The sequence below is a fragment of the Shouchella xiaoxiensis genome (assembly GCF_016907895.1).
GTDB lineage: Bacteria > Bacillota > Bacilli > Bacillales > Bacillaceae_D > Shouchella > Shouchella xiaoxiensis.
The window spans coordinates 173,108-197,767 of the sequence record NZ_JAFBCV010000004.1 but is presented as its reverse complement, the minus strand read 5'-3'; the positions used below and the strand labels follow the sequence as shown (position 1 = coordinate 197,767).

General features: G+C 39.3%; 27 protein-coding genes and 2 other annotated features. Of the genes, 2 read left to right on the top strand and 25 right to left on the bottom strand.

Annotation, left to right across the window (positions count from 1 at the left end; genetic code table 11):
• Nucleotides 1–38 precede the first annotated feature (38 nt).
• The 12 genes from JOC54_RS08530 to JOC54_RS08475 form a co-directional block, all read right to left on the bottom strand.
• A complete protein-coding gene (locus tag JOC54_RS08530; RefSeq protein WP_204465692.1) occupies nt 39–1,565 on the bottom strand; it encodes a solute symporter family protein in 1,527 nt (508 codons plus the stop codon).
• On the bottom strand, nt 1,562–1,900 hold the full coding sequence (locus tag JOC54_RS08525; protein WP_035419800.1) for a DUF485 domain-containing protein: 339 nt from the start codon (nt 1,898–1,900) through the stop codon (nt 1,562–1,564). The genes JOC54_RS08530 and JOC54_RS08525 overlap by 4 nt, the downstream gene beginning before the upstream one ends.
• Nucleotides 1,901–2,103: 203 nt before the next feature.
• Nucleotides 2,104–2,676, bottom strand: coding sequence for a TVP38/TMEM64 family protein (locus JOC54_RS08520; protein ID WP_035440290.1), 573 nt, complete (start codon nt 2,674–2,676; stop codon nt 2,104–2,106).
• Between the two features lie 29 nt (nt 2,677–2,705).
• Nucleotides 2,706–2,963: a DUF1294 domain-containing protein gene (locus JOC54_RS08515; protein ID WP_204465690.1), complete on the bottom strand. Its 258-nt coding sequence runs from the start codon at nt 2,961–2,963 to the stop codon at nt 2,706–2,708.
• A 65-nt stretch (nt 2,964–3,028) separates the two neighbouring features.
• A complete protein-coding gene (gene rplT, locus JOC54_RS08510) occupies nt 3,029–3,388 on the bottom strand; it encodes a 50S ribosomal protein L20 (protein WP_035419805.1) in 360 nt (119 codons plus the stop codon).
• A 32-nt stretch (nt 3,389–3,420) separates the two neighbouring features.
• Nucleotides 3,421–3,624, bottom strand: a complete 204-nt coding sequence (gene rpmI / locus JOC54_RS08505) for a 50S ribosomal protein L35 (protein ID WP_035419806.1) — start codon at nt 3,622–3,624, stop codon at nt 3,421–3,423.
• 31 nt (nt 3,625–3,655) lie between these two features.
• A complete protein-coding gene (gene infC / locus JOC54_RS08500) occupies nt 3,656–4,159 on the bottom strand; it encodes a translation initiation factor IF-3 (protein ID WP_035419808.1) in 504 nt (167 codons plus the stop codon).
• Between the two features lie 65 nt (nt 4,160–4,224).
• Nucleotides 4,225–4,346: a sequence feature (ribosomal protein L20 leader region), on the bottom strand.
• A gap of 57 nt (nt 4,347–4,403) precedes the next feature.
• Nucleotides 4,404–5,597 carry an ABC transporter permease gene (locus JOC54_RS08495; protein WP_204465688.1) on the bottom strand — a complete coding sequence of 398 codons (1,194 nt, stop codon included), beginning with the start codon at nt 5,595–5,597 and terminating at the stop codon, nt 4,404–4,406.
• A 24-nt stretch (nt 5,598–5,621) separates the two neighbouring features.
• The gene (locus tag JOC54_RS08490) at nt 5,622–6,296 is read right to left on the bottom strand and encodes an ABC transporter ATP-binding protein (protein ID WP_204465686.1); all 675 of its coding nucleotides are present in this window, start codon (nt 6,294–6,296) and stop codon (nt 5,622–5,624) included.
• On the bottom strand, nt 6,293–7,627 hold the full coding sequence (locus JOC54_RS08485) for an efflux RND transporter periplasmic adaptor subunit (RefSeq protein WP_204465684.1): 1,335 nt from the start codon (nt 7,625–7,627) through the stop codon (nt 6,293–6,295). The genes JOC54_RS08490 and JOC54_RS08485 overlap by 4 nt, the downstream gene beginning before the upstream one ends.
• Entirely contained in the window at nt 7,624–8,358 is a 735-nt protein-coding gene (locus JOC54_RS08480; protein ID WP_204465682.1) for a YIP1 family protein, read from the bottom strand. The genes JOC54_RS08485 and JOC54_RS08480 overlap by 4 nt, the downstream gene beginning before the upstream one ends.
• Before the next feature lie 294 nt (nt 8,359–8,652).
• Complete coding sequence (locus JOC54_RS08475; protein WP_204465860.1) at nt 8,653–9,021, bottom strand: OsmC family protein; 369 nt, start codon at nt 9,019–9,021, stop codon at nt 8,653–8,655.
• A gap of 132 nt (nt 9,022–9,153) precedes the next feature.
• On the opposite strand from JOC54_RS08475, the gene JOC54_RS08470 reads away from it, so the two are divergent.
• Together JOC54_RS08470 and JOC54_RS08465 are read left to right on the top strand one after the other, a co-directional pair.
• Complete coding sequence (locus JOC54_RS08470; RefSeq protein WP_204465681.1) at nt 9,154–9,678, top strand: GrpB family protein; 525 nt, start codon at nt 9,154–9,156, stop codon at nt 9,676–9,678.
• A gap of 5 nt (nt 9,679–9,683) precedes the next feature.
• The gene (locus JOC54_RS08465; RefSeq protein WP_204465680.1) at nt 9,684–10,001 is read left to right on the top strand and encodes a hypothetical protein; all 318 of its coding nucleotides are present in this window, start codon (nt 9,684–9,686) and stop codon (nt 9,999–10,001) included.
• Between the two features lie 3 nt (nt 10,002–10,004).
• Here the strand turns inward: JOC54_RS08465 and thrS are convergent, their stop codons facing one another.
• The 13 genes from thrS to polA all read right to left on the bottom strand — a co-directional run bounded on the left by thrS (nt 10,005) and on the right by polA (nt 24,478).
• Nucleotides 10,005–11,936, bottom strand: a complete 1,932-nt coding sequence (thrS, locus tag JOC54_RS08460; protein WP_204465679.1) for a threonine--tRNA ligase — start codon at nt 11,934–11,936, stop codon at nt 10,005–10,007.
• 47 nt (nt 11,937–11,983) lie between these two features.
• Nucleotides 11,984–12,191 (bottom strand) — a binding site (T-box leader).
• 42 nt (nt 12,192–12,233) lie between these two features.
• On the bottom strand, nt 12,234–13,088 hold the full coding sequence (gene ytxC / locus JOC54_RS08455; protein ID WP_054794906.1) for a putative sporulation protein YtxC: 855 nt from the start codon (nt 13,086–13,088) through the stop codon (nt 12,234–12,236).
• Between the two features lie 140 nt (nt 13,089–13,228).
• The gene (gene mqnC / locus JOC54_RS08450) at nt 13,229–14,341 is read right to left on the bottom strand and encodes a cyclic dehypoxanthinyl futalosine synthase (protein ID WP_035421572.1); all 1,113 of its coding nucleotides are present in this window, start codon (nt 14,339–14,341) and stop codon (nt 13,229–13,231) included.
• A gap of 149 nt (nt 14,342–14,490) precedes the next feature.
• On the bottom strand, nt 14,491–15,417 hold the full coding sequence (gene dnaI, locus JOC54_RS08445; protein ID WP_035421570.1) for a primosomal protein DnaI: 927 nt from the start codon (nt 15,415–15,417) through the stop codon (nt 14,491–14,493).
• Complete coding sequence (locus JOC54_RS08440; RefSeq protein WP_204465678.1) at nt 15,417–16,826, bottom strand: replication initiation and membrane attachment family protein; 1,410 nt, start codon at nt 16,824–16,826, stop codon at nt 15,417–15,419. Before JOC54_RS08440 ends, dnaI begins: the two co-directional genes overlap by 1 nt.
• Nucleotides 16,827–16,881: 55 nt before the next feature.
• Nucleotides 16,882–17,337 (bottom strand): transcriptional regulator NrdR, encoded by a 456-nt coding sequence (gene nrdR / locus JOC54_RS08435; protein ID WP_035421560.1) that lies wholly within the window; start codon nt 17,335–17,337, stop codon nt 16,882–16,884.
• A gap of 84 nt (nt 17,338–17,421) precedes the next feature.
• Nucleotides 17,422–17,823 carry a hypothetical protein gene (locus JOC54_RS08430; RefSeq protein WP_035421558.1) on the bottom strand — a complete coding sequence of 134 codons (402 nt, stop codon included), beginning with the start codon at nt 17,821–17,823 and terminating at the stop codon, nt 17,422–17,424.
• Nucleotides 17,824–17,932: 109 nt separating this feature from the next.
• Complete coding sequence (gene speD, locus JOC54_RS08425) at nt 17,933–18,325, bottom strand: adenosylmethionine decarboxylase (protein ID WP_035421557.1); 393 nt, start codon at nt 18,323–18,325, stop codon at nt 17,933–17,935.
• A gap of 188 nt (nt 18,326–18,513) precedes the next feature.
• Nucleotides 18,514–19,545, bottom strand: a complete 1,032-nt coding sequence (locus JOC54_RS08420; protein ID WP_204465677.1) for a glyceraldehyde-3-phosphate dehydrogenase — start codon at nt 19,543–19,545, stop codon at nt 18,514–18,516.
• A gap of 121 nt (nt 19,546–19,666) precedes the next feature.
• Nucleotides 19,667–20,257 (bottom strand): dephospho-CoA kinase, encoded by a 591-nt coding sequence (gene coaE / locus JOC54_RS08415; RefSeq protein WP_204465676.1) that lies wholly within the window; start codon nt 20,255–20,257, stop codon nt 19,667–19,669.
• A gap of 20 nt (nt 20,258–20,277) precedes the next feature.
• On the bottom strand, nt 20,278–20,901 hold the full coding sequence (gene ytaF, locus JOC54_RS08410; protein WP_204465674.1) for a sporulation membrane protein YtaF: 624 nt from the start codon (nt 20,899–20,901) through the stop codon (nt 20,278–20,280).
• A 61-nt stretch (nt 20,902–20,962) separates the two neighbouring features.
• Nucleotides 20,963–21,787: a DNA-formamidopyrimidine glycosylase gene (mutM, locus tag JOC54_RS08405; RefSeq protein WP_204465673.1), complete on the bottom strand. Its 825-nt coding sequence runs from the start codon at nt 21,785–21,787 to the stop codon at nt 20,963–20,965.
• Nucleotides 21,788–21,802: 15 nt separating this feature from the next.
• A complete protein-coding gene (gene polA, locus JOC54_RS08400) occupies nt 21,803–24,478 on the bottom strand; it encodes a DNA polymerase I (RefSeq protein WP_204465672.1) in 2,676 nt (891 codons plus the stop codon).
• Nucleotides 24,479–24,660 lie beyond the last annotated feature (182 nt).

Genomic DNA, 24,660 nt, shown 5'->3' with positions numbered 1-24,660 from the left:
GCACGGTCAAACCTAATTGACTGTGCTTCTACTTATGTTTAATTTACATTTTTCAAACCAGTATTCGCAATAACTTTTACTTCCGCATACTTCTTCTCATTGCGTTCTTTTGAAAGCATTGTCCCAACAATACCACCTAGAAACCCGATCGGAACGGATATAATTGCCGGATTCGTTAAATCAATCAATGGCTCACCAGTAATAAAAGCTGTCCCATCTGGTTTAATCACATTCGGACTGACTGCAACAAGAATAAGTGCTGAAAAGAGCCCTGAAAGCATTGCACTAATCGCTCCTGCCGTATTAAATCGCTTCCAATAGATTGTATATACAATCACTGGTAAATTTGCACTAGCAGCGACACAAAAAGCAAGCGCAACTAGAAACGCCACATTCATATTTTGTGCAAACAATGCTAGTACAATTGACAGCGCAGCTACCGTAACAGATGCAATTCGTGCAGCAACAACTTCTTGTTTCCCGGTCGCTTTCCCTTTTTTAATAATTTGTCCATACACATCATGAGCAAACGCAGAAGCACCTGATAAGACTAACCCTGCCACCACTGCTAGAATGGTCGCAAAAGCCACTGCGGCCACAAATGACATAAATAAATCGCCGCCTAAGCGTTCTGCAAGAAGCGGTGCTGCCATATTCCCTGCCGGGTTAGCTGCCATTATGTCTTCTGATCCAACAAAAGCTGCCGCTCCAAAACCTAAGAAAATCGTTAAGAGATAGAAGATACCAACGATCCACGTAGCGGTAACAACTGAACTTCTTGCAGTTTTTGCATCACGTACAGTGAAGAAACGCATCAGAATGTGAGGAAGACCCGCTGTTCCGAGTACCAGCGCTAGCATCAATGAGATCGAGTCGATTGGCGCTCTACCCTGTCCACCAGGATTTAAGAAACCTGGCCCTTCATTCGCACTTACCGTAGAAAACATTTCAAGAATATTAAAGTTAAACTGGAATAAGACCATAACGGAAATAACAACTGTGGCAATCATTAATAGTGCAGCCTTAATAATTTGCACCCAGCTTGTCGCCGTCATTCCACCAAACAGGACATATGTAGTCATCATAACCCCAACTAATAAGACGGCCCATGTATAAGGGATATCAAACAATAACTGAATCAGTGCGCCTGCTCCTACTAATTGGGCAATCATGTAAAAAATAACGATTGTGATTGTGCTTCCCGCTGCCACTCCTCGAACTTTTCGTGCATCGAAACGAGAGTGAATCATATCTGCTAGTGTATATTTCCCTAAATTACGAAGTGGTTCTGCTACGATAAACATAACGACCAAATAAGCAACAAGGTAACCAATGCTATAAAAAAATCCATCAAATCCAAATAAAGCAATTGCTCCAGCTATACCTAAAAACGAGGCAGCTGATAAATAATCCCCAGCAATCGCGAGTCCGTTTTGCCAACCCGTTAAGCCACCGCCTGCCGTATAAAATTCACTCGCTGTTTTCGTTCTTTTTGCAGCAAAGTAAGTAACAACGAGCGTTAACGCAACAATACTAACAAACATTGAGATAACAGCAACATTCATATACCGGTACCTTCTTTCTTGATGTCTTGATTCTCATCAATAACTTCATCAACCAATTTATCAAAGCGATTTGCTTTCTTTACATACATGATGCACAACGTCCATGTCATAATGAATTGGGCAATAGCTAAAACCCAAGCCCAGGTAATCTCGCCAATGACCTTCCCTTCTAAAACGGTCGTATAAACAGCCAATACTGGTAAAGAAAAATAAAAGACCATAAAGAAAATAATAGAAGGAATTAAAAACGCTTTCTTTTCTTTCATCAATCGTTTAAAAGATGGACTTTTCTCAATTTTTTCATGTGGTGTCTCGCTCACTATCCGCTTGCTCATAATAACCTCCTCGATTCGTCTACAGTGAGATTAATAACTTTTATTGTTTTTTGAGTTTTCCTCCTTTTTAGAAAGAATTAATCCAATTCTATGAAAACGCTCTCAATTTGTCAATCTTTATTTATCTATGTGCTTATATTTGCTTTAAACGGAAAGAAAAAAGGTGATTTCAAAAGTTGAAATCACCCTAGGCACTATGGAATTTATAAATACTTTTCTTGTGGTTCATTCGCTTGTTCTTGCTCGTTTTTTGTTCGAACTAAAAATGCAAGAATTGCTAAAAACCCAACTAACAGCAAAACACCTGGTAATGGCAATTGATGAATTAATCCCCCGAAAGCCGTGTAAACAACAGCAGGTGAAGCGTTAATAATAGCGGATTTCTTGACATAATGATGGAAATCCCGTGTTTCTTCTATCACATAAAAAGAAATGACATGAAAATGCATAAATGGCATAACACGTAAAACAAGTAACTGCCATGTATTCATCCGCTCTCGATTGGCAAAAACCTTTTCTTTCAACCGTGCTAATTTTTGATGGAGTTTGGGCATAAGTCCTATAATCCAATAAAAGCTTACGCTCACACCCATTAATCCAATGTAGGAATAAATCGCACCATAAATAGGTCCAAATACGTATCCTCCAGCAACAGTTACCAATAAAACAGGTAGAAAAAGAAGTGGTCTTAACACGTGCAGAAGCACAAATAAGACAGGCGCGTACCATCCAGCAGCTTCAATAACTTCTAAAGCACGGTTAAAAAGCTCATCCATTTATATGGCCTCCTTTATCCTATACTATGCTAGAGCAGTCGGTAGATGAACAACCCTATTACAGTTTGTACAATTATTAAAACAGGTAAACCAATTACAAACAATTGTTTTCTTGTTTTATGACGGAAGAGGTACATGCCAGTATATAGCCCTAAACTCCCACCAATAAACCCAAGCCCCCATAATTTTTTTTCTGGGATACGGCGCGCTTGTTTTTTTGCGTGCGCTTTATCTATGGCCATCGCTATTAAACCTACACTATTGACGAGAATAAAGTAGATCCACATTATTCTTCCCCCGTTTTTTTACAAACAAAAAGCACAGTCAAACGACTGTACTTTTTTTCTTGTCATTAGTTATTTAAACTAGATTTTGCTTGTTCTGCTAATTGAGCAAATGCTTTCTCATCATTAACAGCAAGATCAGCAAGCATTTTACGGTTTACATTAATTTCAGCAAGCTTTAATCCGTGCATTAAACGGCTGTATGACAAACCATTCATACGCGCAGCTGCGTTAATACGTGTAATCCAAAGCTTACGGAAATCACGTTTCTTTTGACGACGATCACGGTATGCATATTGTAAAGACTTCATTACTTGTCCTTGCGCTGATTTAAACAGCGTATGCTTGGAACCGTAATACCCTTTAGCTAGTTTTAAAACCTTTTTACGACGACGACGAGCGACATAACCGCCTTTTACTCTTGGCATCGCAAATCCCTCCTTCTATCTGTCCGAACAGTTTATTTTTTCTTGTATGTGAGCATTTGGTGAATGCGTTTGAAGTCTCCAGAATGTACAATCGCAGCTTTACGAAGCTTACGTTTTTGTTTCTGAGACTTGTTGCGGAACATGTGGCTTGTGTAAGCATGTGCACGCTTTAGCTTGCCAGTTCCTGTTTTCTTGAAACGCTTCGCAGCGCCACGATGAGTTTTCATTTTAGGCATAATGACGTCCTCCTTTAACTAATTCCTGCACTTATTTCTCGGCTTTAGGTGCCATAACGAGAAACATGCTGCGACCTTCCATTTTAGGGCGGGCCTCAATAGTTGCAATATCCTCGCACTCTTTCGCGAGACGTTCAAGTACATCACGCCCAATTTGGGAATGTGTGATTGCACGACCACGAAAGCGAATTGATGCTTTAACCTTATCGCCTTTTTCAAGAAATTTACGAGCATTACGCAATTTCGTATTAAAATCATTATCTTCAATCGTTGGACTTAAACGTACTTCCTTAATTGTAATGACTTTTTGATTTTTGCGTGCTTCCTTTTCTTTCTTCTGCTGCTCATAGCGGTACTTACCGTAATCCATAATACGGCAGACAGGCGGTTTTGCATTTGGTGCCACGCAAACAAGGTCAAGATTTACTTTTTGTGCCATTTCCAGTGCTTCATGCTTTGACTTCACGCCAATTTGATCGCCGTTAGCGCCGACCAGACGTACTTCACGAGCTCGAATCCCTTCATTGACCAACATGTCCTTGCTAATAATGAGCCACCTCCAGTGGATTTTGTGATGCAACTAAAGCAATATCAAACGTCTAAACGCAAAAAATGTGGGCGCATAGCACACCCACATTTAATCAGTAAGTTTAAAAACTGACGATTTCTAACCTGGCAACAAGAGTCGTTCAGGTGAGAAGCGGGTGCTTCTTCTTGCTTTATATGACTAACACAAAGAGTATCTTATCATTAAGTAAAACCTTTGTCAATGATTGTTCTTATTCATAGCGCAATGAATCAACTGGATCAAGCTTCGCTGCTTTATTTGCAGGTAACAACCCAAAAACAATCCCAACAGCTAGAGAGAACAACGCTGCAATCAATATAACGGTAAGCGATAAATTAACTTCAAGCTCAAAACCGTTTCCGATTAAATAAACCATTAGTGCACCTAAAAGAATTCCAATTAGACCACCAAGAACGGTTAAAACAATTGATTCTATTAAAAATTGAAACAGGATCTGGCCTCTTGTAGCACCCATTGATTTACGTATCCCTATTTCTCGTGTTCTTTCTGTAACAGATACTAACATTATATTCATTACACCAATCCCGCCAACGAGTAATGAAATTCCCGCAATGCCTCCAATAATAAGCGTCAGCATTTGCGTAATTGATGTGTCCGCTTCAATAAATTGACTTGCATCATGGCTCTGGTAAGCATCGATTGTCTCATGATTCTCATTCAATGTAAATATGGCCTCACTAACAGCCATCTCCACATCTTGAACCGTCTCAGATTGAATGCTAACTGCCGAAAATCCTTCTCTAAAAAAAATTTGCTTCCATGTTTCATGAGGCATTAAAAGTTGCTCAAAATCATAGCTCAGTATACTTTCAGATGGGGCTAAGACACCAACAATGTCAATTGGATAAGCACCGACTTTAATCGTTTGACCGACAGCCGATTCGTAAGGAAATAAGCTTTCTGCTAACTGACTTGACAGTACGGCCTTACGCGTTCCGGCAATAAAATCAATTGGCTTTAGCAACTCTCCTTCAGCAGCCATATGCCCGTATAAATCTAAGTAGTGTATGTTTATACCATACACTTCTGTTTCATACTGTTCGTCTCCCGCCATGATTGACCGATAATCATATGCAGATGCTTCCACTGCCTGAACGTTTGGTAACTGTTGAATGGCCTCTATGTCCCGCTCGGTAAACTGAGCGCCATACCAAACGCTTGGGTTTTCTTCATAATCTAGTTCAGATGGTTCAAAATAAATTTGGCGGATGTTCTCGACCCCGATAATTTGGGCTTTTAACTTCTGTTCTGCGCCTTGACCAATTGCCACAACAATTATTACGGCCGCAACACCAATAATAATTCCTAACGTTGTTAACAAAGCCCGTGTTTTTTGCGAAGCGATTGAACTGAACGCCATTTTTATGTTTTCAATGATATTCATGCTTATTATCCTTTCCGAACAGCATCAGGAAGCTGTCTCCTCCTGAATTTTCCCATCACGAACATACACTGTACGGTCTGTTTTTGCGGCAATTTCATGCTCATGAGTAATGATTGCAATTGTCGCACCATCCACATTTAGTTCTCGCAGTAATTCCATAATGGATTCACTTGTTTTTGAATCAAGTGCTCCCGTTGGCTCATCCGCTAATACAATCGAAGGTGTATTTACAATCGCTCTAGCGATGGCAACACGCTGTTTTTGACCTCCTGATAATGAAGAGGGTTTATAATGCAACCGATCAACTAAACCTACTCGTTTTAAAGCGGAATATGCTCGCTCCTGTCTTTCCCTTTTATTCATTCCCGCATAGATCAATGGTAGCTCAACGTTTTTCCAAGCCGATAATCGCGGAAGCAAATGAAATTGTTGAAACACAAATCCAATTTTTTCATTACGTATTTTCGCCAGTTGACGATCAGATTGTGATCCTATTGACACCCCATCAAGTAAAAACTGCCCCGTTGTTGGTTTATCTAAGCAACCGATAATGTTCATTAACGTTGATTTACCTGAACCAGACGGCCCCATAATAGACATTAGACTGCCCTTATCTATCGTTAAATCAATTGGCGCGAGGACTTGAGACCATGAGGCACCAATTTGAAACGATTTCGTAACTTGTTGTAATTCAATCATAGTTCGTCTCCGTCGGTATCTTCTAATTCTCCGTCTTCAACCCCATCTTCATATCCATCCTCTTCAAACTCGCCCTCAAATTCTTCCCCGAATCCTTCTTCATAGTCCTCTTCATAATACTCCTCTTCGAATTCTCCACCATAGTCAAATGGCGTTACTTCCATCCCTTCTTCAATCATATCTGAGTAATCTAAAATGACTTGGTCTTCTTCCGTTAAACCACTTACGATCTCGACTGAGTATTCGGTAGTGAAGCCAAACTCCACATCTCTGCGTACAGCGATTCCCTCTTCATACACAAGGACATATGTGGACATCTCATCGTATTTAATCGCTTCCATGGCAATCGCTAATCCTTCTTGTTGATTTGTCATTATCTCTGCATAGACTTGGTAACCTGGTCTTAAACGCTCTGTCTCACCTTCTGTGATCAAGATTGTTACAGGGTACTGTGATCCTGAAGAGTCTCCATACCAATCATCGCTTTCTGAAGGGAAATAAGATACGTCAATGACTTCTCCGACCCAATACTCATCGTCAATAGTATCCGACTGAATAGTTACTGGATGGCCAAGCTCTACTTCAAGAGATTGCTTTTCAGAAATGTTTCCAGTAATCGTAAACTGAGTCGTATCCGCAATTTCCATTAACGGCAGTGCATTTCCATATGGGTCCGTTCCTTCCCCTTGTTTGCTCAGCGTTAATACTTTTCCATCAATTGTGCTTTTAATCGTTAGCTGCTCTTTCTTCTCTTTCGCACCTTCGAGTTCATTTTGTAGCCTTGATAGAGCGTAATTTTCTTCTTTCTTTGAGTCTGCTAATTCCAATAGTTCGTTGTCTAGTTCTTTAACCGTCGTTAATGGCTCTACTTCTATTTTTTCACCCGTCAATTCATCTGTAATAAAAGTAGGTCTCACATCGGGCCCACTTTTACGTCTCGACACCTCATTTTCACTTGTTGTTAACCTAGAGATTGCCGCCTGACTACGGTCTATTTGTAATTGAATGTCTTGAATCTCATAGTCAATATCTACTGTGGAATATTGGATCAGAGGTGTACCTACCTCAACTTCAGAACCTAATTCAACTAATACCGTATAGTCACCAGCTTCTGCTATTTCAGAAATGACTTGTTTATTCACTAATTCAAGTGATCCCGGAACCATTACAACGGAACTTAAATCCTCATACATAGGATTGATAATATCAACCATATTTCCTTCAAGTTCGCTAGATGATCCCTGATGGCCATTTGTTATTCCGTAAACAGTAAACGTCGTAACTGAAGCTAAAACCACAGCTGCAATGATTGATTTTTTTACTATACTCATCTAACCACACCCTCTACTAGTTGAATCACAAACACAACAGCAAACATACCTGTTCCAATTGCAAATGCCGGAAAACGATTAAAATCAGCAACCTTTATCAGACCTACAACGACAAGAATAATAAAAGCGAGCGTTGAAATTTCTAAACTTGATAAGAGAGGATAAAACAGGTTTTCTTGAGGGACAAATACAGAAGGAGCCGTATAGATATACCCATAGGTTCCATTGATTGCATTGATGGTCATTAAATATAAAAACCCAATCGCTACGGGTAGCATTGTAAATACTGTAAGTGAGTAAAGTTTGCCATACGTAACTTTATTAGACTGCATTCGAGCAAATGCGAGGAATAAAAGAGCAATTAATGGAGGTGCTGCAGCGAAAATAGCTAAGACACTTCCCCAAACAAGGGCGCCACTTAAAAATTGGTCAAGGTTGAAACTTCCCAAAGGTAAAGGCTCTTCGTAGTAAAATTCATCCATATACATGCCATCTTCTATGTACATGTCTGTTCCAGCTTGAGGAATGAGACCTCCTTGTCCAACTAAAACGGGTATTAATAACCCAATTAAGGCAATACCAAGTATGAGAAACATCGGCCCTAATGCAACAGGTTCTCTTCTTAAGCGTTCGAATTGTTTAACTGGGCTAAACAGAAATAAGAAAATATTTGGTTTTTTCGAAAAACTGAATTCCTCCTGGTAATTCTGCACTTCCTTTAGTTGTTCCATTTGACGCGCTCCTCTTTAATAGTTGTTTTTCTCTTTATTATACTTGTTCATTTTCAAAAAACTAGTGATTTTAGAAAAACTTTAGAATCTTTTTTCCTTTTTATCCCACACTTTCTCGACAATAGTGATCATCAATCATAAGAATTGAAATCAAATAGTCCATTCACTAAACGAGTAACTGCTCCAAAGTGAAACATCGCTACTTAACTAATTTCTAAAGCGATCGCTTCAAACAAGAAAAAAAGCTGTGCCCTGAGGTCTACTTGATAACCTTAGGGCACAGCTTTAACATTTTTAATTTAAAATAACTTTTTCCGTTATTAGTATGCTTTTATTGACAGACTGAACGATCGGACAATTTTTTGTCGCGAGCTCCAGTGCTTTTTCCAGTTTTTCAATCGCTACTGAAGCACCTTTCACATAAAACGTTAAATGCACTTCAGTTACTTCGTTTACGTTTGCTTCATTACGAACTACTTCAGCTTCAATATCAATCGTCGTATAATCAATTCGTTTTTTTACAAGGATCTTGCGATAAACCCCACCGCTGCAAACGGCTATCGATGAAACAAGTAATTGATAAGGTCTAAAACCAGCTGTTTCATCTCCACTAATATCTAATTCTCCATATGGTAAATCAATCGAGTAACCTTTTTCTTTCATTTTATACGTTAACACATTTATTCCTCCATGCTTTTAACTTCCTACTACTAGTATAACGTACATTAACCAATTATTATAGACTGTTTTTTCAATTTATTCTTTCATATACTCATTAAAGAGGATGGTGATTCAATGGTAGGTTTATCAAACAATGAGGTTCGCCTTATAAAACCAAGTTCTGATTGGCTCGAGCAGTACAACATGGAGAAAATCACATTACTTAATACGCTCCACCCTTTTAACGTACAAATTGAGCATATCGGCTCAACTGCTTTAGGAACGATTGAATCAAAACCGCTAATTGATATTCTTATTGGTTTCAACCGGCTTGAAGACATCGAACAACTTCCTTGGCCAGAGCTCCGACAAAAAGACTATTATCTATTAAAAGTTGCTATTAAAAGTAAAAAAGTAATGGCTAAGTTTTCAAACATTGAGACACAAACAAAGAGCGTTGTTGTCCATATGGTCGAAAAGAATTCTGATTGGTGGCATGAACATCTTTTCTTTCGTGACTACTTGCGCTCCACACCTTCAGCACTTTGTGAATACGAGGCATTAAAGATAAGACTAGCCTCTCAATTTCCAGATGATCAAGCTTCCTATACCGATGGTAAACAAGCGTTTGTAAACCACATTTTAAAGAAGAGGAAGTGATTCACATGCGACAATGGCGTGTACAAACCAAACAAGTGACGCATTATTCATCAGATTTTACTGCCTCCGCCTTAGCATTAACCCAATCTGCCGCTCAAATACAAGTTGTCCATCTGCATTTAGGTAAGAAAATAGGTTTGCATCAAACAAGTATTGCTCAACGTCTTTATTGCATATCTGGAAAAGTAAGGCTCACGACAGACACGATTCATTCACTATTAAACGAAGGCGAGATCGTCGAATGGGAAAAAGGGGAATGGCATGAAACAGAGGCCATTCTCCCTTCTATATTAATGATTGTGGAAACAGAACGATTCGCTTAAGCGTTATTTCTTTGCTTCTACACTTACTTGTTCAATAAATTGTTGCAGGGGCCGAGACTCAGAATTATTTTCGCCGTACTTACGGATGTTTACTGCTCCTGCCTCTACTTCTTTGTCTCCTAGAACAAGCATGTAAGGGATTTTCTGCATTTGTAACTCTCTAATTTTATAACCAAGTTTTTCGTCTCGATCATCAATTTCAACTCGAACACCTTCACGCTGCAGCTGTTCTTTTACACGGTTGGCATACTCGAGATGTGCTTCATTTGAAACTGGAATAACCTGCACTTGTACGGGTGAGAGCCACGTTGGTAGGGCTCCTTTATATTCTTCAAGTAAGAACGCTACAAATCGTTCCATTGTAGAAACAACTCCGCGATGCACCACGACTGGTCGATGTTGCTTCCCATCTTCTCCTACATAGGTCAGGTCAAATCGCTCCGGAAGTAGAAAATCGAGCTGAACCGTTGACAATGTCTCTTCTTTGCCTAGAGCTGTTTTGACTTGAACATCTAGTTTCGGGCCGTAAAATGCCGCTTCACCAATGGCTTCATAATAATCAGCACCTAGCGTATCCATCGCGTCTTTTAGCATTGCTTGCGCTTTTTCCCACATCGCATCGTCATCAAAATACTTTTCTTTGTCTTCTGGATCACGATAAGAAAGACGGAAAGAATAGTTTTCTAAGCCAAAATCTTTATACACCTCTTGAACAAGATGAACAACTCGAACAAATTCATCTTTTATCTGGTCGGGGCGGCAAAAGATATGAGCATCGTTTAGCGTCATCCCTCTTACACGTTGCAGACCTGATACAGCTCCTGACATTTCATAGCGGTGCATCATGCCAAGTTCCGCAATTCTTAATGGGAGCTGACGGTAGCTTCTCATATCTTGTTTGTATACCATCATATGGTGCGGACAGTTCATCGGTCTTAGCACAAGCGTTTCGTTATCCATCTCCATTGGCGGAAACATATCGTCTTGATAATGCTCCCAGTGACCAGATGTTTTATAAAGTTCAGAAGAACCTAAGATTGGTGTATACACATGTTGATAACCTAATCGTTCTTCTTTATCAACGATATACCGTTCAATAATGCGTCTAATCGTCGCACCTTTTGGAAGCCACATCGGCAAGCCTTGTCCAACTTTTTGCGAAAGGGCAAAGATACCTAGCTCTTTCCCTAATTTGCGGTGGTCTCTTTCTTTTGCCTCTTCCAATAAACGCAAATATTCTTTTACATCTTCTTTCTTAAAGAACGCCGTACCGTAAATACGTTGAAGCATCTTATTCTTAGAATCACCTCGCCAGTATGCACCGGCTGTTGATAACAATTTAAATTCTTTTATTTTATTTGTTGAAGGAACATGCACACCGCGACATAAATCGAAAAAATCACCTTGTCTATAAATTGTTACCGTTTCATCAGCAGGAATTGCTTCAATAAGTTCCAATTTATAAGGATCTTCAATTGCCTTGAATTGAGTAATCGCTTCATCGCGACTAACTTCTTCGCGCACAATCTCAAGATTTTCAGAAATAATTTTCTTCATTTCTTTTTCTATTTTTGGTAGATCTTCAGCTGTGATCGACTCTTCTGAATCAATATCATAATAAAAACCATCTTCAATAACAGGTCCAACACCCAGCTTTGCATTAGGAAATAACCGCCGCACTGCTTGTGCCATTAAGTGCGCTGTACTATGGCGCATTACTTCTAATCCATCTTCCGTGTCAGGCATAACGATTTCCAGACTGCCACTCTTAGGTAATGCTGTTTTAAGGTCATACAAAACACCATTTACTTTTCCGGCTAAGGCTTTCTTCTTTAGTCCCGGGCTGATCGATGCTGCAATGTCTTCCGTTGAAGTTCCTTGAGGGAATGTCTTAACCGCTCCATCAGGAAACGTAAAAGTAAGTAATTGATCCATACCAAACTCTCCTTTTGTAAATAAAATAAAAAACACTCATCCCTTAAGCAAGGGACGAGTGTGGTTTCGTGGTTCCACCCTAATTCAAATTAACTCTACTTACAGATAACGGTTGCGGGCCGGCTTTGGATACTTCAGTTCCCCAAAGCAGTTCAAAGGGGGTCTCGTTTCATCTACATTTAGGAGCTCTCAGCCATCGACTCCATTCTCTTTAAAACGTTACGATGAACGCACTGTCCTTCTCAACACTTTTACATTGCCATTATACAAAAACGAACAGTAGATATGCAAGTCAAATTATTCATTTTTACTTTGCTGCAAAGGAAAAATGCGCATTCTTTCTTGAAAAATAGCTTGAATCGCTAAAATAACGTTATGATCCGGTTCGTTGCTAAAAACATGCACCTCATTCGGTAACATATTGACCAATGGACTAACGATAAGTTCCGACATATCCTGCTGCGTTTGAAAGTGGGGTTCCAACTTTAAATAGTAGTCTAGTTCATCAGGAGTCATTTTACGAAAATGATCATCGTAAAACGTAAACAAATCATCATGTACGATGTGAACGAGGTGTCTTTGAACAGGTGTAAATTGAACATAATACCTCACAGTTTCAATCATTGTTTGGTAATCCTGTTCCATTAGATACTCATCTAGGGCCATCTCCATACAATCAATTAGCAACTCACCATACTCTTTTAACCGAAATGTTAGAAAGGGCTCATAGTAAAACGTAACGTTTGGATCAAGATGACGCGCAAAAACGTCATATAAAAACGCGCGCCTTTCTTTAAACACTTCTGTTACAGCAGTTGTCTGTCGATCTCCCTTTAAAATCGCTTGTGCAATAGAGACAACATGTGCAGCTTCTTCATCATCTGATAAATAAAACAACTCTTCCGCTAGCTTCATCAGCCACTTATCTTCCTTCGTTTCAATTACATAATTTGCAAAAAGTGAAGCAAGAAATGGGTGGAACGACTCATAGAAATCAACATCTTTGTTTTCGTATTTTACCGTTATGCATTGATTGTTGCTATTTTCAACTAATCCACCTAAACCAAGCGGGTTAAATGTATTCATGTAGGCTGTTAATTTTTCAAAGAAATGTGCACATGTTTTCCGCTCCTCAAAATGAATGGCAATCACTCGTGACTCCCCCTAACATATCAAACACCTCATCAAAACCTCTATGGAAGCCAGACAGGCTTACTTTCAATTTATGTTGCAATTAAAAAAACATGCCTTTCAAAAAAAATAAGCCTAGCTCAGTGAGCTAGGCTTATGATTTAATTTTGCATAACAAAATCTTTTTCTACAATTGTATCGCCTTCAAACGTGCGCAATACATCGTACTTGGTATTGCGCTGTGCTGGTATTTTTCCAGCTTCTCTAATTAATTTGAGCGTTAAATTGGAGTTTACTTTATGTGTTGTATTTGCTGCGGATACAACATTTTCTTCCATCATTGTGCTACCAAAATCATTACAGCCATAGTGAAGTGACTGCTTACCAACTTCAGGACCCATTGTTACCCATGATGATTGGAAATTAGCAATATTATCCAAGAAAATACGCGATATGGCTACATTTTTCAAATAATCTTCTGGCGTTAATTTCTTAAGACGCTTTAGCCCAGTATTTTCTGGCTGCAATAACCAAGATATAAATGCCGTAAAGCACTGTGTTTCATCCTGGGCATCACGTACACGTTGAAGATGCTCAGCTCTTTCTTCAAATGATTCTCCAAATCCAATAACCATCGTCGCCGAGCCAAACATTCCAACTTTTTTCGCTGCCTTCATCGCGTCAATCCATTGATCCGCAGTAACTTTTAAGCGGCTGACTCTCATCCGCGTTGCCTCAGTTAAGATTTCAGCACCACCACCAGGCATACTGTCTAGTCCAGCTTCGTGTAGCTCTCTTAAAACATCTTCAATCGACATATCCATCACTTCAGCAATTTTCCAAATTTCAGCTGGCGAAAATGAATGCATCCAAATAGACGGAAAGCGTTGTTTAATTGACTTCAATAAGTCTGTGTAATAATCAAGTTTTAAATGTGGGTTTGTTCCTCCTTGCATGAGGATTTCCGTTCCCCCCACATCTTCCGTCTCTTTAATCTTTTGAAAAATAACGTCATCTTCAAGCACGTAACCATCTTTATGATTCGGTGGTCGATAAAAAGCACAAAACGAACAATACGTATCACAGAAATTTGTGTAGTTCACGTTACGTCCAATGACAAAAGTAGTTATTGGCTCTGGGTGCCACTTTTTCATAATTGTATCAGCAGCTTTCCCTAGCTTTTCTAGGTCATCACTTTCATAAAGTTTTACTGCGTCTGACATGGAAATGCGCTCACCATTAACGGCTCGTTCTAATATGGCATCAACGCTCATTTATTTTACCTCCAAGCACGGAATAATCTAGTAATCTCTTTTATCGTATCATAGTTAAATTTAAACTTCCAATATTGAATGAAGACAACAAATAACTCGACCTTTGAAATATATCCAAAAGCCGAGTCGCATATTCTACAACATCCTATTTATCCCCGTCTATTTTCTCCGCCGACCTCAACAAACGTCGTATAGTGTTTAATTCGCTCCATTATCCGTTTGGCCTTTAGTTGCTCCGTTCCACCTTTATCTGAATAAGCTAATTGCAATTCTAACTCTTCATAGTCATAGTTCGATGTAAATAAAGTTGGCAGCTTTTCAGACATTCGATACTGTAAGATCGGTCCGAGAATTTCATCTCGGGTCCATGCTGTTGTCGTTTCAGCCCCTATATCATCAAGCATTAAAACAGGCGCTTTACGAACCGTTTCAAGCTTTTCTTGAAAACTACCGTCTCCAATCGATTGTTTCATTTCCCTAAAAAAGTCAGGTGTATAAATCATGTAGCTTTGTATGCTCAAATCTTTAAGTTCGTTGGCTATTGCTCCTAATAAGTAGGATTTACCGACACCAAACTTTCCATATAAATACAGACCAAGACCATCTTCTCCCGGATTGGCTGCAACTGCAAAACGAACTGCCGATGAAATGGCTTTCGCACGATCATCATTTTGATCCATCACATCAAACGTCGCTTCCAGAATATCTTTAGGTATATACAACGACTGAATTAGCTGCTGCTGTTCTAAGCGTTCGTCAGCATCAAGCTTTAAAGGACAGCGAGTATAGGAAACATCTAAGCTGCCACGTTCTGCGTAAAGAACAGGTCGATACCCTTGCATCATATTTGGACAATTCTCTAACCCTGGACAAGCTTCACAGTTCTCTCGCTCTTTTTTAAACTCGTACATTTTGCTTAGTCCACGGTCAATCATGCTCGTGGTCACTTCCGTGTGCTCACTTAAAAACGTTTGAATCGGTTTAGACTGTAATAAGCGGTCTTTTTGTTCTTGAATTCGTTTTTGCAAACGATCATCGCTATCAAAAGAACCTAGCGCATTTTTTATAGAATCCATTACTCTCCTCCTTTCTTAGCTCTACGACGGTTTCGTTCCTCCATTAAACTCGCTATTTCCTGTTGAGCTGCTAAAACATCATTTTCTTTTACTCGATCTTTCTTTTTTTGTTCGGAAGGGGTTTGTCCATTCTGCTCTTGAACAAGCCATTTCGGTAATTTGTCTTGCCTTGTATTACGTTTACCTGTTTGTTTCGTTTTCACTTCAGCTTGCTTCTGCTTTTCTTCTTTTATCAGTTGCATCGCTGCAGGGACAGTTTTTATTTTTTTACGTTTCCAGTGAGCGGCTATTTTTAACATAAGTGCTCTGGAAATTTTCATATCGTTTCGAAATAAGATCGAATCAATCATAACATTTACTACACCAGGATTGAGTAAATAGTCTAAAATAAGTTCTTCAATAATTTTTAAATCAGAAGGAGCTACTACTGCTCCTTCCTGTCTCATTTCAAGTAATGAAGCTGGAGATGTTTCCTCATAGAAAGCAACGACACGCTCTTCTTCTGTTTGAGGCTCACCTTTGACCGTTCTTTCTCTTACAGGCTGCGTTTGATAGCCAAGGGCTGGTGCTTGCGTACTCGTTTCTAACTTGTACCAAGCTTGTACCGTCTCACGTAATTTGTGAGCCGTTAAAGAATGATCAAAAGTCGCCCTCTCTACTAAGTTTGCCATTGGAAGAGGTTCGATTTGATAGACAAACGCTAATTTCTTAATTAATTCTTTCATTTCATCCGTTAAAAGGTCGTTTGGGACGATAAAACTAGATAGCGACTGCATCATTAACTCAATGTCAAAGCCCTTTATCTTTAAACCAGTCTTTTCTTTCCCAATCAGTTCGTATTCATCAGAACCGTTAAACACTGTATCCCCATGTCCCATCAGTTTCGGTTGCATTTCAGAATGGGTTAACGAAGTAAATACATCTGAAAAAGACTGCGTTAGCTCCTCAAAATCTGAATAATCCATTCGTTGAACGAGAAAACGGTCTTTTACAATGCGATAGCCTTGTTTTCCTAACCGATTATAAAGGAAGACACTTAACACATCATCTTGAAAAAAAACATTCGGCTTCATTGGGGGCTGCAACTCATAAACAAATAAACGGTCTTGCTCTGTTTTCTTTTGATACGTTTTTAATAAATCAATCGCCTCGAGTTTTTTTCTTGCCTCTAAAAGTTCAGCGATATCTTGACCAGTCATCAAGCTTAAGTGCTGATGTGTATGTGTTTCCCCGTGGTAATCACCATAAGGAAGCTGCATGACAAGACTTTTATACAATGCGATCGCATGAACCCCAATTAATGGTTGATACAATAATGTCAGTACTTGAAAATCTAAATCAGTAATTAAATCAGCCAAACGGACAGAAAATGAATCAACCGGCAATAGTTCTTTCCAATGCCACGACATGGTAGGACCCTCCTTTCGTTAAAAAAGAGCTTAAGCGCCTAGCGCTTTAGCTCCACTAATTTTTGTTCATAAGGTCCGTTAACTCTTTAATGAAAACATTAATATCTTTAAACTGTCTGTATACAGAGGCAAATCGTACATACGCCACGTCGTCAACGTGAGCTAACCGCTCCATGACAAGCTCTCCTACTTCTTGGCTACGTACTTCCTTTTCACCGTCATTACGTAACGTTCTCTCAACTTGAAAAACAATCTCTTCAAGTGTTTCAATCGCTACGGGCCTTTTCTCACATGCACGAACAAGACCACGCAACATTTTTTCTTTACTAAACTCTTCACGCATCCCATCTTTTTTAACAATTAAAAGAGGTGTTTCTTCAACTGTTTCAAAGGTTGTAAAGCGCTGCATGCATTCTTCGCATTCTCTTCTGCGTTTGATTGAACGACTCTCGTCACTTGGTCTTGAGTCTAATACTCTTGTTCCGTTGTGGTGACATTTGGGACATCGCATTTCATCATCTCCATTTGTGACCATGCACACATTTGTATTCACTATCATAGTAAAAAAACATTTTTAGCGCAAGTAAAGGATTCATTAAAGCAACTGACTTCCTAGTGCAGAACCTACATAAGGCAATTGTCCATCTAGCTGCTTGTATAAAGAAATCGTTAGCTTGCGACTATGTCCGAAATCACTTGGAAGCGCTGTTTCTGTTGCACATGAAAAATCTATGGCTGTTCTGTATGGTTTAACCGTTATAACAGAGACAACGAGTAATATTTTTTTGCCGGATTTGGATTGAGCGACAATTTCACCACGATCCTCTTCGCTTCGTTTAATGACAAATCCTTCTTTTGTTACCAACTCTTCCACAGCTCGCATTGCTTTATCTTTTGTTGTTTTATAGTAATGAGTTTGTAATTCTTTATTTGGATGTTCTTCCCCTGTTTCCGTTCTTGTACTGAAAACCCGATTAAATGTGTCACGAATCCCCACGCTCTTTTCAACTCCCTATCAACGCTTTTCCAATATCATATCATATCTTCGGCCCTGCTACAGCGTTGTTTACAAACAAAAAAGCGCCTAATAGGCGCTTTTTATTTATTTAACGAGCTCCGTGGCTCATCTCTACTCGTTTGTCGACTTTAATAGGACCCATCCCTCTAGGTAACTCAAGCACTTCACTCGTTTGTGCATTCAGTTCTTGCGCGATGAAGTTCGCCGCAACATTTGGGTCTATAATCGGTCCGCACGTATAAACATCAATACTTGCGTAACCATGCTCAGGGAAACTGTGAATAGTCAAATGTGATTCAGAAATAATAACTACTCCACTTACACCTTGAGGAGCAAACTTATGAAAGGCTACCTCTCTTACTTCAGCTCCTGCTTTTAATGCAGCATTAACAAACACTTGTTCAATAAATTCCATGTTATTCAATTTCTCTGTGTCACAACCCCATAGTTCGGAAATAACGTGACGACCCATTGTATCCATATATAATCCCCCTTTTTCGTAATTCGCCATGCAAAGAACCGCATGTAGGATTGCCTTCGTACAGGGGGGAAAGTTAGTCCAAAGAGGTCCTAACCCATGCTGCAAGAAAAACGAATCCCGTTTTTAAACGAACTCACGGGATTCAGTATACTTGTTTTATATAATGAATGCAACTGGTTTCTTACAATTTAAGAAGCGGAATGAATTTCTTTTTTCGCCGTCATTCTTTCTGCAACATAATTCATTAAATCAACTACTCGACAAGAATAGCCCCACTCATTGTCATACCAAGCGAGTACTTTGATTTGTCTATTATTTAAAACGGCCGTTGATTGACCATCAATAACAGCCGATTGTTCTTCTCCATTAAAATCAATTGATACTAACGGTTCACTCGTATAGCCTAAAATTCCTTTTAATGTATGGTTAGCTGCGTTGACAAATGCACGATTTACTTCTTCAACGCTAACATCTGTTTTAACTTGAACAACTAGATCAACTAACGAAACATTTGGTGTAGGTACCCGTAACGCCATTCCTGTTAATTTCCCTTCAAGTTGAGGTAAAACTTTGGATATCGCAGTTGCCGCTCCTGTTGATGTCGGAATAATTGATTGACCACATGCTCTTGCTCTTCGCAAATCTTTATGAGGATTATCTATATTCTTCTGATCGTTCGTATAGGAATGAACCGTTGTCATCATTCCACTCTCAATGCCAAACGTTTCATCCAACACTTTCACAACAGGCGCCAGACAGTTTGTTGTGCATGATGCATTTGATAATATAGCATCATCTTCTTTGTAATCGCTTTCGTTTACACCCATAACAATTGTTGCATCTTCACCTTTTGCAGGTGCTGTAATAATCAATTTTTTAGCACCAGCTTCAATGTGGTAGCTTGCCGTTTCTCTTGTTTTAAATTTCCCTGTTGCTTCTATAACGATATCGACCCCTAGTGAGTTCCATGGTAAGTTTCTAGGATCACGCTCCGCGAGTAGAATAATCTCTTTTCCATTGACGTATAAATTCCCATCTTTCGCATAAACATCTGCCATAAAAGGACCGTGTACAGAATCATATTTTATTAAATGCGCTAATGTTTCTGCTGGATAAGACGCATTTATCGCAGTAATATCGGCTTTTCCTTCTAGGAACGCTTTTCTAAACACCATTCTTCCAATTCTTCCAAATCCATTAATAGCCATCTTCGCTTTCATTGATTTCATCCCCTTGGCCTGAAATATGACATCATTTTTATTGTTATTCTATGAAATAGTATAACATAAATACACTATTTCGAGTGAATTAATTTTTTTTGTACAAAAAAAACCGCTTCCTTTAGGAAACGGTATAACGTATTGCCTCATCAACTTGCCGATATGTTTCTTCTTTAGACTCGCGATTATCAATTACAATAGTTGCAAATGCTTTTTTTTGTTCAAGTGATTGTTGTGCGCTGATCCGTTGTAAGGCTTCTTCCTCGCTTGATTGATCCCTTGTAATAAGCCGATTCAATTGTGTTGGTTGGTCAACATAAACAACCCACGTTTGATCGACCAAATACTCTAATTTATTTTCAATAAGCAGGGGGATATCAAGAAAAATCACCTTATGCCCATTTTGTTCATATTCATCAGCTTCACGCTTCATCTCAGAACGAACAAAGGGATGAACAATTTTATTCAGCTGTTCTCGTTTGGTCTGATCGCTAAAAATAACAGATCCTAGCTTTTTCCGATCTAACTGACCGCTTTCATCAATCATTCCCTGACCAAAAACGGCTTTTATTTGGTCGAGAGCTGGACTTGCTGGCTCTACAACGCGTTTAGCGATTATATCGGCATCCACAACTGGATACCCCTTGTCTTTCAAATAGCTAGATACAAGTGATTTACCACTTGCAATTCCCCCTGTTAATCCAATCCGCATAATTCACACCTCAACTCATGTTACAACTTCACTATTCCTATAACAATTAAAAGAAGACCTGGAATAAATGCCATACGCTTTATCCACATCACATGCGCAAGCCGATTGCCACCGATCATCCCAAGGGATACAAACAGAGCACTTAACAAACTGACAGATAGTGCTAAACCGAGTGGAGAAAAGCCCATTAAAGCAGCCGCAATTCCCGCTCCAAATGCATCGAGGGATAAAGCTAAGCCAAGCAACAGAGCTTCTTTTCCTTTTACAGTTCCTGATGAATCGATATCAGCCGTCTCCGGGTCACGTAAAATATGGATAACAAACCCAAACATACGAATGGTATAATCGATGTCTTTCCGAGCTGGCTTTTCAATCGTTTCTTTTTTTGGACGATACGTTTCGATTAATGCCCAACCGCCAATTCCAATTAAAACTACGGCTCCAATTGCTTCTGCCACTTCTGGAGATAACCAAGTTGCAATAGTTGTTCCTACACTCATTGCCACAATTATCGATACTCCAGAGCAAAGAGCAATGAATAAGAGGGATCCTAGTGGAATTTTTATTTTCCGCATACCATACGTCAATCCCACGCCAAAGCTATCCAGACTCAAAGCTACTGCAAGTAATAATAATGCTGACATGATATCCACTCCTGCCTAATTCAATAGATGGAATTAGTATATGGAGTGGACGTCTTCAACGTTAATGTTGGCAATTTGAACAGAAATGAGTACCGCGGCCTCCAAGAACTTTTTTCTCAATTGGATTTCCACAAACTGTACACGGTTCTCCTTTTTTTCCGTACACATTTAATCGTTGCTGAAACATCCCCATTTCACCTTGGCCGTTTACATATGATTTAATTGAGCTTCCTCCAGCATCTACCGCCTCTTGTAACGTTGATTTAATCTCTACAAATAGCAATGCCATTTCCTCGGATGTTAAAGAGGAAGCAGTGCGTTCAGGAAGGATTCTTGCACGAAACAACGCTTCATCCACATAAATGTTTCCAAGACCTACGACTGTTTTTTGATCAAGTAAGGCGGTTTTTATCGCTCGATTCGATTCGATGTATGCTTTTTCTAATACTTCGACTGTAAATTCCTCTGAGAAAGGTTCGACCCCTAACTGAGCAAGGGGCATGACAAGCTCTTCCTGCCCTTTCTCAAACACATGCATTGTGCCAAATTTACGAACATCTGCATAACGCAATTCAGTTTTGTCCGTAAAATAAAATGTTATATGAGTGTGTTTAGCTACTTCATCGTTCTGATTAAATAAACCGTAGCGACCTTCCATTCGCAAATGAGACACTAAAACGACATCTGTTAAAACAAACAAGAGAAATTTTCCACGACGTTTAATTTCCAAAATCGTCTGACCAACGAGCTGCTCACTAAATTGTTTCACATCGTCTGGTTCTTTAACCATATTAGGCCAGCCAACTTTAACATCTTTAATTGTTTTGTTCACAACCAACTGCATTAATGTCCGTCGAACTGTCTCTACTTCAGGTAATTCTGGCATGCTCTTTCCCCTTTTTTATTTTGCGTCATACCATGAAGCACCACTCGATACATCTACTTTTAGTGGTACATCGAGCGGTAATGCTTGCTCCATAACTTGTGTAACTAGCTTCATTAATTCATCTTTATCTTTTTCATCGACTTCAAAGATCAATTCATCGTGCACTTGTAAAAGCATGGTTGCCGTTAAAGTTGTTTTTTCAAGCTCTGCACTCATATCAACCATTGCCCGCTTAATAATATCAGCTGCCGTTCCTTGAATTGGTGTATTCATTGCCGTCCGCTCAGCAAAGCTACGCATATTAAAATTACGGCTTGTTAACTCTGGCAAATAGCGTCGTCTTGCAAGCAATGTTTGAACATAGCCTTTTTCTTTTGCTTCTTCCACAACCGTTTCCATGTATGCTTTCACTTTTGGATAACTTGCTAAATAGCGGTCAATGAACTCTTTTGCTTCTTTTCGGGTGATATTTAAATTTTGTGATAAGCCATAATCGCTAATGCCATAGACAATCCCAAAGTTTACCGCTTTTGCACTACGCCTCATTGAATCTGTAACTTCCGCTTCTGTTACATGAAAGACATCCATTGCCGTTTTTGTATGAATATCCATGTCTTTGAGAAAAGCTTCTTTCATTCCCTCATCCCCTGAAATATGAGCCAGCACACGAAGTTCAATTTGTGAATAATCAGCAGAGACGATGACGCTATTTTCTTTTGACGGCACAAACGCCTTTCTAATTTTTCTTCCTTCTTCTAGACGGATTGGAATGTTTTGCAGGTTGGGATCCGTTGATGAGAGGCGACCCGTTTGAGTAAGAGCTTGATTAAACCGAGTGTGCACTTTCCCTGTTTCTTTGTCAGCCACTTTTAGTAAACCTTCTATATACGTTGAGTAAAGCTTTCCGAGCTGGCGGTAAAGTAAGATTGACTCAATGATTGTATGAGAGCCGGACAGTTTCTCTAGCACATCAGCGCTTGTTGAATAGCCTGTTTTTGTTTTCTTAACAGGGGGCAATCCTAATTTCTCAAACAAAATTACGCCAAGCTGTTTAGGGGAATTAATATTGAATGATTCTCCCGCTTCTTCATGTATTTTTTCTTCCAATGCTGAAAGTCGTTCTGATAAATCTTCTCCCATGTCCTTAAGTTGCGTCCGATCGACTTTTATTCCTTCTTTCTCCATCTTTCCAAGTACAATTGAGAGAGGCATTTCTAATTCAGTTAACAGCTCAAGCTGCTCATTTTCTTTTAATTCCTTTTCAAGGATTTGCTTCAGCTCAAACATCACGTTTGCTTTTCTTGAAAGATGCTCTGCTACTTTTCCCTGTTCAGGTAACGCTTTTTTAGCACCTTTTCCATACACTTGTTCATCTTCTTGAACACCGCCGCTTCCTTTTCGCGAAGCTATATCACTAATTTCATGAGAAGACAATGATGGATCAAGCAAGTAGGAAGCCATCTGTAGATCAAAACTTACACCGTTTAACTCAATACCTTGCCATGCCAATGCTACAACAGCTTGTTTTGCATCAAAAAGCCACTTTTCCTGTTCATCCGATTTCATAAATGTTCGAAACACTTCTGATTGGATTGCTTTTTCTGTCGGAATAAAAATGACTCCGTTTTTATTTGCAATAGAAATACCTACTATGTCTGCGTGATGATAATGCTCGTCCAGCACTTCAACAACAACTGCTGAAGGACTTGCAAAATAATCAGCAGTCGGTTCAGTAACAATCCTGTAATCCAATTCTTTCATTTCAACCGCATCTACGTGATCATCACTTGAAAAACGGTTTAATAGCGAATTAAACGAGAGCTCTTTAAAAAGCTCAATTACATTTGCATCTTCATATCCGTTATATAACAAACTACTTAACGAATGCTCTAAAGGCGCATCTGTCACAATGGTAGCTAGTTTCTTACTTAAAATCGCTTGTTCTTTGTGTTCTTCAAGACGCTCTTTTAATTTCTTTCCTGAAACTTGATCAATTGAGTCAAGGACGGTTTCAACATCATGGAACTCACTAAGTAACTTGAGTGCCGTTTTTTCACCAACGCCAGGAACGCCCGGAATGTTGTCCGATGTGTCTCCCATCAATCCTTTTAAATCAATGATTTGCGCTGGTTTTAATCCGTATCGCTCATCTATTTTTGCTTCATTATACCGATCAACTTCAGTAATTCCTTTTCGCGTTAATACGACTTCTATTTGATCGTCAACAAGTTGAAGCAAATCTTTATCTCCTGTTATAACGACAACCTGATACCCCTCTTTAGCAGCAGCTTTTGCTTGCGTTCCAATAATATCATCAGCTTCATATTCTTTAGCTTCGTAACGTTTAATTGAAAACGCATCTAGCACTTGATGAATGAGCGGAATCTGACCTGAAAGTTCAGAAGGTGTTTTTTGTCTGGTACCTTTATAAGCAGCATACGTTTGGTGACGAAAGGTTGATTTCCCCGCATCAAACGCAACTAATAAGTGCGAGGGCTTCTCGTCCTCTAACACTTTTAATAACATCGTTGTAAAACCATAAACAGCATTTGTAAATTGACCTTTGTCATTACTGAGTAAAGGCAACGCAAAAAAAGCACGGTACGCAATGCTGTTCCCGTCAATTAAAACTAACTTTTTCAACCAACATCTACCCCTTTCAAAACGATTTGTGTAACGACATTGTATCATATCAGAAGAAGAAAGCGAAAATGAAAGGGAACGAATGTACGTAAAAAGAGGTAGAAGCTATGAGCTTCTACCTTTCAAGAGAAAGTACTCGACAGAGGGAAGCGTCGATTTACTTCCTTACTGACCGTTCTCTTATAGTTTAATGGTGTTTCGTAAAGCTAGAATAAACAGTCTGTAAAGAA

Coding starts and splice junctions, on each gene's coding strand:
- JOC54_RS08440 (WP_204465678.1), bottom strand. CDS start 16,826: ATGTCGTGGCATTGGAAAGAACTATTGCCGGTTGATTCATTTTCTGTC.
- JOC54_RS08490 (WP_204465686.1), bottom strand. CDS start 6,296: ATGATTGAATTACAACAAGTTACGAAATCGTTTCAAATTGGTGCCTCA.
- rplT (WP_035419805.1), bottom strand. CDS start 3,388: ATGCCAAGAGTAAAAGGCGGTTATGTCGCTCGTCGTCGTCGTAAAAAG.
- JOC54_RS08480 (WP_204465682.1), bottom strand. CDS start 8,358: ATGGAACAACTAAAGGAAGTGCAGAATTACCAGGAGGAATTCAGTTTT.
- ytaF (WP_204465674.1), bottom strand. CDS start 20,901: ATGTCAGCATTATTATTACTTGCAGTAGCTTTGAGTCTGGATAGCTTT.
- infC (WP_035419808.1), bottom strand. CDS start 4,159: ATGTTGGTCAATGAAGGGATTCGAGCTCGTGAAGTACGTCTGGTCGGC.
- mutM (WP_204465673.1), bottom strand. CDS start 21,787: ATGCCAGAATTACCTGAAGTAGAGACAGTTCGACGGACATTAATGCAG.
- JOC54_RS08520 (WP_035440290.1), bottom strand. CDS start 2,676: ATGGATGAGCTTTTTAACCGTGCTTTAGAAGTTATTGAAGCTGCTGGA.
- thrS (WP_204465679.1), bottom strand. CDS start 11,936: ATGGATCAATTACTTACTTTTACGTTTCCTGATGGAGCGGTTAAGACA.
- JOC54_RS08465 (WP_204465680.1), top strand. CDS start 9,684: ATGCGACAATGGCGTGTACAAACCAAACAAGTGACGCATTATTCATCA.
- JOC54_RS08495 (WP_204465688.1), bottom strand. CDS start 5,597: ATGAATATCATTGAAAACATAAAAATGGCGTTCAGTTCAATCGCTTCG.
- nrdR (WP_035421560.1), bottom strand. CDS start 17,337: ATGCGATGTCCCAAATGTCACCACAACGGAACAAGAGTATTAGACTCA.
- JOC54_RS08525 (WP_035419800.1), bottom strand. CDS start 1,900: ATGAGCAAGCGGATAGTGAGCGAGACACCACATGAAAAAATTGAGAAA.
- speD (WP_035421557.1), bottom strand. CDS start 18,325: ATGGATACAATGGGTCGTCACGTTATTTCCGAACTATGGGGTTGTGAC.
- JOC54_RS08530 (WP_204465692.1), bottom strand. CDS start 1,565: ATGAATGTTGCTGTTATCTCAATGTTTGTTAGTATTGTTGCGTTAACG.
- JOC54_RS08485 (WP_204465684.1), bottom strand. CDS start 7,627: ATGAGTATAGTAAAAAAATCAATCATTGCAGCTGTGGTTTTAGCTTCA.
- polA (WP_204465672.1), bottom strand. CDS start 24,478: ATGATACAATGTCGTTACACAAATCGTTTTGAAAGGGGTAGATGTTGG.
- JOC54_RS08470 (WP_204465681.1), top strand. CDS start 9,154: ATGGTAGGTTTATCAAACAATGAGGTTCGCCTTATAAAACCAAGTTCT.
- JOC54_RS08515 (WP_204465690.1), bottom strand. CDS start 2,963: ATGTGGATCTACTTTATTCTCGTCAATAGTGTAGGTTTAATAGCGATG.
- JOC54_RS08420 (WP_204465677.1), bottom strand. CDS start 19,545: ATGAAAGCGAAGATGGCTATTAATGGATTTGGAAGAATTGGAAGAATG.
- rpmI (WP_035419806.1), bottom strand. CDS start 3,624: ATGCCTAAAATGAAAACTCATCGTGGCGCTGCGAAGCGTTTCAAGAAA.
- mqnC (WP_035421572.1), bottom strand. CDS start 14,341: ATGAGCGTTGATGCCATATTAGAACGAGCCGTTAATGGTGAGCGCATT.
- coaE (WP_204465676.1), bottom strand. CDS start 20,257: ATGCGGATTGGATTAACAGGGGGAATTGCAAGTGGTAAATCACTTGTA.
- JOC54_RS08475 (WP_204465860.1), bottom strand. CDS start 9,021: ATGAAAGAAAAAGGTTACTCGATTGATTTACCATATGGAGAATTAGAT.
- dnaI (WP_035421570.1), bottom strand. CDS start 15,417: ATGGATTCTATAAAAAATGCGCTAGGTTCTTTTGATAGCGATGATCGT.